10 protein-coding genes and 1 pseudogene are annotated in these 8,531 nt (G+C 74.3%); 1 reads left to right on the forward strand and 10 read right to left on the reverse strand.

Annotated features, from left to right (window positions below):
• The coding region (locus B1205_RS15545) for a methyltransferase domain-containing protein (RefSeq protein WP_089156270.1) at positions 1-761 on the reverse strand (761 nt) is incomplete at its 3' end.
• 162 nt (positions 762-923) lie between these two features.
• Here B1205_RS15545 and B1205_RS15550 point away from each other — a divergent pair.
• Positions 924-1,553, forward strand: a complete 630-nt coding sequence (locus B1205_RS15550; protein WP_254909996.1) for a helix-turn-helix domain-containing protein — start codon at positions 924-926, stop codon at positions 1,551-1,553.
• Here the strand turns inward: B1205_RS15550 and B1205_RS15555 are convergent.
• From B1205_RS15555 to B1205_RS31610, 9 genes and pseudogenes are all read right to left on the reverse strand, one after another.
• Positions 1,534-2,544, reverse strand: coding sequence for an alpha/beta hydrolase (locus tag B1205_RS15555; protein ID WP_441338505.1), 1,011 nt, complete (start codon positions 2,542-2,544; stop codon positions 1,534-1,536). The genes B1205_RS15550 and B1205_RS15555 overlap by 20 nt on opposite strands.
• Positions 2,545-2,633: 89 nt before the next feature.
• Positions 2,634-3,632, reverse strand: a complete 999-nt coding sequence (locus B1205_RS15560; protein WP_089156273.1) for an LLM class flavin-dependent oxidoreductase — start codon at positions 3,630-3,632, stop codon at positions 2,634-2,636.
• A complete protein-coding gene (locus tag B1205_RS15565; RefSeq protein ID WP_089156274.1) occupies positions 3,629-3,958 on the reverse strand; it encodes a TIGR04076 family protein in 330 nt (109 codons plus the stop codon). Before B1205_RS15565 ends, B1205_RS15560 begins: the two co-directional genes overlap by 4 nt.
• The gene (locus B1205_RS15570; protein ID WP_089156275.1) at positions 3,955-4,959 is read right to left on the reverse strand and encodes a zinc-binding dehydrogenase; all 1,005 of its coding nucleotides are present in this window, start codon (positions 4,957-4,959) and stop codon (positions 3,955-3,957) included. Before B1205_RS15570 ends, B1205_RS15565 begins: the two co-directional genes overlap by 4 nt.
• Entirely contained in the window at positions 4,956-5,369 is a 414-nt protein-coding gene (locus B1205_RS15575) for a nuclear transport factor 2 family protein (RefSeq protein WP_089156276.1), read from the reverse strand. The genes B1205_RS15570 and B1205_RS15575 overlap by 4 nt, the downstream gene beginning before the upstream one ends.
• On the reverse strand, positions 5,366-6,631 hold the full coding sequence (locus B1205_RS15580) for an amidohydrolase family protein (protein ID WP_089156277.1): 1,266 nt from the start codon (positions 6,629-6,631) through the stop codon (positions 5,366-5,368). The genes B1205_RS15575 and B1205_RS15580 overlap by 4 nt, the downstream gene beginning before the upstream one ends.
• On the reverse strand, positions 6,628-8,022 hold the full coding sequence (locus tag B1205_RS15585) for a hydantoinase B/oxoprolinase family protein (protein WP_254909974.1): 1,395 nt from the start codon (positions 8,020-8,022) through the stop codon (positions 6,628-6,630). The genes B1205_RS15580 and B1205_RS15585 overlap by 4 nt, the downstream gene beginning before the upstream one ends.
• 68 nt (positions 8,023-8,090) lie before the next feature.
• Positions 8,091-8,243, reverse strand: a pseudogene (locus B1205_RS32990) (hydantoinase B/oxoprolinase family protein); the annotation flags it as partial.
• Positions 8,236-8,531: hydantoinase B/oxoprolinase family protein (locus B1205_RS31610; protein ID WP_254909975.1), on the reverse strand; the 296-nt coding region annotated here is incomplete at its 5' end. The pseudogene B1205_RS32990 and the gene B1205_RS31610, both read right to left, overlap by 8 nt.

Below are 8,531 nucleotides of genomic sequence, written 5' to 3' on the forward strand. Positions count from 1 at the left end.
GCGAGCTCGCCGGCATCGACGGCGGCCAGGTGCGCGTCGATCTCGACGTCGTCGACCAGCCCCGCGGCGAGCAACTCGGCGCGAACCATGCGCACCGTCGCGGCCTCCAGCCGGGCGCAGGCCACCCCGCCGACCGGGAAGCAGCCGGCGGCCGCCACGTCGACCAGGCCCGCCGCACGCAACGCCCGCAGCAGCGTACGGCCGTAGCGCAGATCGGCGCCGCGGCGGGTCATCAACTCCCGGACGGCGCCGCGCAACCGGTTGGCCCGCCGCTGCGCTGGGCCGGCCTCGTCGAGGCAGGCCAGCGGCTGCAACTCGGTGTCGGCGTCCTCCACCACCAACCAACCACCGGGCCGCAGCGCCGCCACCATCGCCGCCAACGCCCGCGCCCGGTCGGGCACATGGACGAGTACGAGCCGCGCGTGCACCAGGTCGAACGTGCCCGGCTGCGGCGGCGGGTCCCCGACGATGTCGTGTCGGCGCACCTCGTACCCGCCGTGGCGGCCCAACCAGGTTGGATCGATGTCCGTGGCCAGCACGTATCCGGTTGGTCCGACGGCCGTGGCGAGCGCCTCGGGCACGCTGGGGCCGCCCGCGCCGACCTCCCAGCATCGCCAGCCGGCCCGCACGCCGAGCCGGTCGAAGTGTCCACTCGTGACACCGTCGAACAGCTCGGCCAGCCAGGTGAACCGCTCGCCCGCCTCCACCCGGGCGTTGTCGAGCAGGTAACGGTGATTCGGGGGAGAACCGCCGGAACTCATGGCCACATCCTCACGTATCGCGCGAGCACCGTCACCACCCGGATGACCGGCGGCGAGCGGAACTGCGGCCGGCCACCCCTCGCACACCCGCGGGCCTGTTCGATACCATCGAACATCTCGGGCGGACTCCCCGCCACCTCGAAGGAGGTCCTCGTGCGGTCCATGGACACTCAGCCGCAGCCGGCCGGCACCGGTGGTGCCGTGGACGAGAGCACCCCGGCCGGCGTGGTCGGGGCCCGCATCCGGCGGTACCGCACGGAGCGCGGGCTCACCCTGCGCGGCCTCGCCGCCCGCTCCGGCCTGTCGATCGGCTTCCTGTCCCAGGTCGAGCGCGGCATCTCCTCGATCGGCCTGACCGCGTTGGGCAGCGTCGCCAAGGCGCTGGACCGCTCGGTGGCCGACTTCTTCGACGCCGGCACCGGCACGCCGGCCAGCGACGTCTCCCCGCTTCCCCGGCACTTCACGCTGACCAGGGCGGAGACGGCGGCCACGCAGTACGTGTCCGGGCAGCAGACCTACCGCATGCTCTCCGACCGGGGGCCGGACCTGGTGCTGGAGCCGATGCTGGTGCACATCGCGCCCGGCGGGCGGCGGGAGACCGCGTACGGCCACCGGGGCGAGGAGTTCGCCTACGTCATCTCCGGTGAGCTGCTCTACGAGGTCGAGGGCGTGGAGCACCGGCTGTGTCCGGGCGACAGCGTGCACCTGCGCTCGTCGGTGCCGCACCAGATGTACAACGACACCGACGCGGTGACGACGGTGGTCTCGGTCGTCACGCCCCGCCTGTTCTGAGGCCACCGACCCCCCCCCNGGCCCGCCAGATGTCCGACCCGGGGTCGATGACGGCGAAGTGGTCACCCGACTGTTCGAGGTACCGCACGTCGTCGCCCGCGTCGCGGGCCGTCGCGGCGTACCGGCGGTTGCCGTCGACCAGGTCGAGGCTGTCCTCCGTCCCCTGCACGAGCAGCGTCGGCACGCCGATCGGCAGCCGGAGCATCGGGTCGCTCCCGGCGTACCGTCGGGACACCGTGGCCGGTGACCCGCCCAGGGCCGCGGCGATCGCACCGTCGCCGAGGTAGCGCCGCTCGCCCTCGGTGAGGTCGAGCACGCCGGCCAGCGACACCGCCAGGGCGACCCGGGGCCCGCCCGCCCTGCCGGCGAGGTCAGCCGCGGCCCGCAGGGCGAGCTGCCCGCCGGCCGAGTGGCCCAGGACCACGATCCGCGCCAGGTCCAGCGGCCGGTCGTGGGCGAGGTCGCGCAGCGCGGTGAGGCCCGCCTCGACGTCCTGCGTGGTCGCGTCCCAGCCGTGCCGGTCCGGGCGGCGGTACTCCAGGTTCCAGGACGCGTAGCCACGCCCGGTCAGGTCGACGGCGAGGGCGTCCATCAGGTCCGCGCCCCAGATCGACCGCCAGAAGCCGCCGTGCAGCAGCACCGCGACCGGCGCGGGCGCGTCGGGTGGGGCCGACGGCAGCCGCAGGTCGCCCCACTGTTCCGGATGACGGCCGTAGGCCACCCGGGTCGCGGGGGTGCGGAAGCGGTGCACGGCGTGCCGGAGCGCCCACGCCACGCCCCACAGCCCCCGGCCGGCCAGGTGCACCGCGCCGGGGACCGGCGGCTCGACGGTGAGGTCGTACCAGACCGCGTGCGGGGGCTGCGCGCCGATCAGCGCGCGGGCCGCCGCGGTGGGGCCGGGCAGCACCACCACCGGCCGGTCCGGCACGGCGAGCAGCGACCGCAGTTCGTCGGCCGACGCGGCGGTCACCACCTCGCCGGTGACGTCCATCTCGACGCAGGTGGCGGTGACCAGCGACGCCAGCAGCTCGGGGTCGGCCACCAGGCCGGGACCGACCACGACGGTGAGCAGCACCGGGCTCACCTGCGCAGCAGGGGCAGGACGGCGGAGCCGAGCAGGTCCACGCCGCGCTCGTCGGTGAGGCCGTGCGGCGTGCCGAACTCGACCCGGCGGACACCGGCGTCGATGAGCGCCTGCGCCTGCGCGGCGACCTGCTCCGGAGTGCCGGAGAAGGCGAAGCGGTCCAGCACGTCGTCCGGGACCAACCGGCCCGCCGCCTCGTCCTCGCCCGCGTCGACCAGGTCGCCGACCCGCTTCACCAGGTCGTCGGGGAGCACGACGGTCGGGTCCAGCTCCGCCACCACCGCCAGGTACATCGCCACCTCGGTGCGGGCCTTCGCCCGGGCCGCCTCGCCGTCGGTGTCCACCACGGTCACCGCGCCGAGCACGATGCCGACGTCGGCGACGTCCCGACCGGCCTTCTCCGCGCCGGCGCGGAGCCGCTCGCGGATCACCGGCACCATGTCGGGGTTGGCGCTGCCGCCCACCTTGATCTCGTCGGCGACGCGGCCGGCCAGCGCCGCGCCCCGCGGGCCCCACGCACCGAGCAGCAGCGGCGGGTCGGGCCGGTGCACGGCGTAGCGCAGGGCGGTGCCGGCCGCCAGCGAGAAGACCCGGCCGCTGAACCCGCTCCGGTCGCCACGCAGCAGGCGGTAGACGACCTCGGCGGACTCCTCGATCGCGGCCAGCGGTCGGGGCTGCGGCAGGCCGACCGCGCCGAGCCAGGTCCCCCGGGCCAGCCCCAGGTACGCCCGTCCGTGCGAGGCCAGGTCCAGCGCGGCGAGCTGACCGGCGATCTCGTACGGGGCCATCGAGTACGGGTTCAGGCAGGCCGCGCCGAGGCGTACCCGGTCGGTCGCCTGTGCCATCTCCAGCAGCGGGAAGATCGGCGGCTGGTACATCAGGTCGCCGAAGACGGTGAGCACGTCGAAGCCGTGCGACTCGGCGGCGCGGGCCAGCCGGGCGTAGGCGCCGGCGGGCTTGTCGCTCTGCAGGCCGAGGCCGATCTCGACGGTCACGTCAGGTCCGCCGAGTTCATCCGTCGTCGGCAGGTGCGTTCCACCTTCATGACGAGCCGCTCCTCCGGGTCGGGGCAGACGAAGTGGGAGTCCTGGGCCAGCCAGTCCCCCGCCGCCAGGTCGCGCTGCTTCGCGGCGAGGAAGGGCAGCACCGAGGCGAGCGCGTACACGCAGAAGTGCTGTCCGTCGGGCAGCCGCAGGTGGGCGCTGTTCGTCAGCTCGAAGTGGTCGCCGACGGCCATGCCGCACACCGACCGGCCCTCGATCCGGTCGACGGTCACCCTGAGGTCGTAGATCTCCATGTCGCCGTCCGCGTCGTCGCTCACGGCCCCTCCCCTTCGTCGATCCGTACGATGATCTTGCCGGTGGTCCGGCGTCGGGCCAGCTCGGTGAGCGCCGCGGGCGCCTCGTCCAGCGACACGACGCGGCTGACCGGCGGCCGGACCGCGCCGGAGGCGCACATGTCGAACAGTTCCTGGTAGGCGGACTCGACCGCGGCCGGGCGCTGCCACGGGTACTGCGAGCCCCAGGAGAGGCCGACGAGCGTCGCGTTCGCCGCCATCAGCCGCAGCGGGTCGACCGCCGGCGGCGCGCCGCCGGCCGCGCCGACCGCCACCAGGCGGCCCTCGAAGGCGAGGCAGTCCCAGGAGCGGGCGAACACGTCGCCGCCCACCGGGTCCACCACGACGTCCACGCCCCGGCCGGCGGTCGCCTCGCGCACGGCGGCCACGAAGTCCTCCGCCGTGTAGTCGACGGCCACCTCGGCGCCGTGGTCGCGGCAGATCGCCGTCTTGGCCGGGCCGCCGGCGGTGGCGAGGACCCGGGTGCCGCGGGCGACCGCGAGTTGGATGACGGCGATGCCGACACCGCCCGCGCCGGCGTGCACCAGGACGGTCTGCCCGGCGGTGACGCCGGCCCGTTCCAGCGCGAACCAGGCTGTCTGGTAGGTGACCGGCAGCGCCGCCGCGGTCACCGGGTCGACGGTGGACGGTCGCGGCACGACCACGGCGGCGTCCACCGTCACGGTGGTGCCGAGTGCGCCGCGCGGCAGCGCCGGGCAGGCCAGCACCTCCTGGCCCAGCAGGTGGCCGGCGCCGTCGCCGGCGGCGACGACCCGCCCGGCGGCCTCCACCCCGGGCGTCATCGGCGGGTCCGGCCGCACCGGGTACTCGCCCCGGCACAGCATCACGTCGAGGAAGTTGAGACCCACCGTACGCACCGCGAGGCGCACCTGGCCGGGGCCGGGCGGCGGGTCGTCGGGCAGGTCGGCGACCGAGAGCACGTCCGCCGGCTCACCGGTGCGCTCGGCGACCAGCCGGCGGATCATGCCGCGCCCACCGGGTCCCGCACCAGCTCGGCGTGGTGGTGCACGATCACCCAGCGGCCGTCGAGCCGGCGGACCACGTCGGTGACCCGGGTCAGCTCCGGCTCGTCGTCCGGCCCGAGCTGCGCGACCAGCACGTACCGGGCGACGCCGGCGTCGCCCCAGACGTCGATGCGCTTGTCGCGCGCGGCGAGCACCGCCAGCCGGGGCCGCTGACCGGAGGCGTCCCGCCGGGCGCGGTAGTCGTCCAGCTCGGCCCGGGTCCGCAGCGGTCCGGGCAGGTGCGTCTCCCAGGTGGTCACCTCGGGGTGCAGGTGGGTGTCGAACCGCCGCGTGTCCCCGGCGAGGAACGCGGCGTACATGTCATCGATGCCGGCGGCGATCTCCGCCGCGCCCGCCTCCGCGAACGTCATCGCGTCTCCTCCTGGTTACGGTCGTCGCGGGCGATCCGCCCGCCCTTCATCACCCACCACACGTCCCGGAACGCCGATGTGTCGGCCAGCGGGTCGGCGTCCGTGGCGATCAGGTCGGCCAGCTTGCCGGCCTCGACGGTGCCGAGGTCGGACTCCGCGCCGAGCCACCGGATCGGGCCGAGCGTGCCGGCGTGGATGGCCCGCGCGGCGCCGATCCGCTCGGACATGTACTCCAGCTCGCGGATCGACGCGGTGGTGCCCTCGAACCGCCAGAACGGGGGCATGTCGCTGCCGAGCAGCACCTCCACCCCGGCGGCGAGGGCCATGTCGAAGCTCTCCAGGTGCCGGGGACCGGCGCCGAGCGAGCGGCACTGCATCCACTCCGGCACGCCCAGCTCGTCGAAGAACTCCTTGCAGCGGGTGACCAGCAACGTCGGCACGAGCGCGGTGCCGCGCTCGGCCATTCGCGCCGCGACCTGCGGGGTGAGCTGGTAGCCGTGCTCCACACAGTCCAGTCCCAGCTCCACGGCCGCGCCGATCACCTCGGCGGGCCCGGCGTGCGCGGTCACCTTCCGGCCCCACGCGTGCGCGGTCTCGATCACCGCGGTCATCTCGTCGGCGAAGAGCTGGGGCGTGTGGATGCTCTCGTGCTCACCGGCGATGCCGCCCGAGATCATCACCTTGATCAGGTCCGCGCCGGCCTTGATCTGGCTGCGCACGCCCCGGCGGAACCCCACCGGGCCGTCGCATTCCAGGGTGTCGTTGCTCTCGTGGCCGTGCCCGCCGGTGCAGACCAGCGCCCGGCCGGCGGTGTAGATGCGCGGGCCGGCGACGCGGCCGGCGGTGATCGCGCGTCGCAACGCGAAGTCGGCGTGGTCCTTCTCCGCCACGCAGCGCACCGTGGTCACGCCGGAGTGCAGCGTGCGCCGCGCCCCGTCGGCCATGTAGTGGGCCAGGTCGTACGGGCCCATTCCCTTGACGTCGTCGCCGCCGGAGCCGGGCAGCGACAGCGAGAAGTGGGTGTGCATGTTGACCAGGCCGGGCGTCAGGTAGGCCCCGTCGAGGTCCACCTCGGTCGGCCGGCCCGCGGCCCGCGCCTGCGCGGCCACCTCGGGGTACGGCCCGACGGCGGCGATCCGGTCGTCGCGGACCCACACCCCGGCCCCGGTCACGGGCGTCATGCCGGCCACCACGCGGGCGTCCAGCACGGTGCAGTTGCCGAGCAGCAGGCTCGACGGTTCGGGCGAGAAGGCGGCGCTCACTCGATCACTCCATAGACGTCTCGGGCTGCCCGCGCGGAGACGTAGCCCTCGGCCACGTCCCGCCGTACCGCCTCCGGATCCCTCGACCCCGGGTCGCCGTGCCCGCCGCCACCGGCGGTCAGCAACGTCACCCGGTCCCCCACCGCGACCACCGTGCGCCTGGTGCTCACCCGGTGCTCCCGTTCCGTGCCGGGAAAGACGATCACCTGGTTCGGCTCCGGTCGCGCACCGCCGGCCAGCGCCCACGGCGCGCTCTTCGTCTTCTTGATCACCGTCAGGAACTCACNACCCCGGTACCGGCCCGCGCCACCGGAGTCGGCACGGATCTCCACCCGCTCGACGAACATGCCCGTCTTGGCCTCCAGCACCTCGACGGGCGTGTTGCGCGCCTGCGTCTGGCAGAGGTGGTTCGCCGGTCCGATCCCGTCGTGCCGGGGCGTGCCGCCCCAGCCGACCGGGTCGTTGTTGCTGACGGCGAACAGGTCGCCGGTGTCCGGGTGCCGGCCGACCATCATGAACCCCGGCACGTCCCCGCCGGAGGAGGCGGCCAACCGGTCCGGCATGCCCTGCGCCAGCGCCTTGAGGATCAGCTCCAGCGCGACCGTGCCGGTCCACTGGGTGAACGTGGCGGCCGGATACCGGGCGTGGAACAGCGAACCGGGTTCGGCGCGTACCCGCAGCGGCGCGAAGTGCCCGGCGTTGGTCTGCTCGTCGGGGGTGGTGACGCCCTTGAACGCGACCCGGCAGGTGGCGATGGTGGCGCCCAGCGGCAGGTTCACCGGGCCGGGCACCGCGGGCGACGACCCGGCGAAGTCCACGGTGAACTCGCCGTCGGCGATCGTGACGGTGACCCGCATCCGGATCGGGTCCTCGGAGACGCCGTCGTCGTCGAGCCAGTCCTCGGCGGTCCAGCTACCCTGCGGCAGCGCGGCCACCGCCTCGGCGGCACGTTCGGCGGCGACGCCGATGACCCGGTCGACCACCGCGTCCACCACCGCCGGCCCGTGGTCGCGGTACAGCTCGACCATCCGCCGCTCACCGGTACGCAGCGCGGCGATCTGCGCGTTCAGGTCACCGATGACGAGGTCCGGCATGCGCGAGTTGAAGCGGATCAGCTCGTGGATCTCGGGCACCGGCTCGCCCCGGGCGTACACCTTCGTGCCGGGGAAGACGATCCCCTCCTGGTGCATGTCGGTGGAGTCGAGCACGTAACCGGGGTCCTTGGCGCCCAGGTCCATCCAGTGCGCGCGGATGCACAGGAAGCCGACCAACTCCTCGCTGCCCGGCAGCACGACCGGCGCGAACATGGTCGCGTCGTAGGTGTGCGCCGCGTTCCAGTACGGATAGTTGAGCAGCACCACGTCGCCGCGGTGCAGGTTCTCCCGACCCACGTACTCCANTAGTCGTTGGCCCCGAGGAAGCGGGACAGCCCGGTCGACTCCGCGACCAGCCGCAGGTGCCGGTCGTAGAGGGAGATGCCGAAGTCGTACACCTCGTAGATCACCGGGTTGAACGCGGTGCGCACCAGCGCGGCCCGCATCTCCTCGGCGGCCGAGACGAGGTGGCTGCGGACCACCTCGACGGTGGCCCCGTCGACCGTCGGCCTACCCATCGACGTCCACCCCGTAGACGTCCCGGGCCGCCGCCGGCGAGACGTAGCCCTCGGCCACGTCCCGCCGAACCGCCTCCGGGTCGCGGCCGCGCACGTCGCCGTGCCCACCGCCGCCGGCGGTCAGCAACGTCACCCGGTCCCCCACCGCGACCACCGTGCGCCGGGTGCTCACCCGATGCTCGCGGTCGGTGCCCGGGAACATGACCACCTGGTTCGGCTCCGGCTGCGCGCCACCGGCCAGCGCCCACGGCGCGCTCTTCGTCTTCTTGATCACCGTCAGGAACTCAC

The sequence above is a fragment of the Micromonospora sp. NBS 11-29 genome, from assembly GCF_002140155.1.
Taxonomy (GTDB): domain Bacteria; phylum Actinomycetota; class Actinomycetes; order Mycobacteriales; family Micromonosporaceae; genus Micromonospora.

Coding starts and splice junctions, on each gene's coding strand:
- B1205_RS15570 (WP_089156275.1), bottom strand. CDS start 4,959: ATGATCCGCCGGCTGGTCGCCGAGCGCACCGGTGAGCCGGCGGACGTG.
- B1205_RS15575 (WP_089156276.1), bottom strand. CDS start 5,369: ATGACGTTCGCGGAGGCGGGCGCGGCGGAGATCGCCGCCGGCATCGAT.
- B1205_RS15550 (WP_254909996.1), top strand. CDS start 924: ATGGACACTCAGCCGCAGCCGGCCGGCACCGGTGGTGCCGTGGACGAG.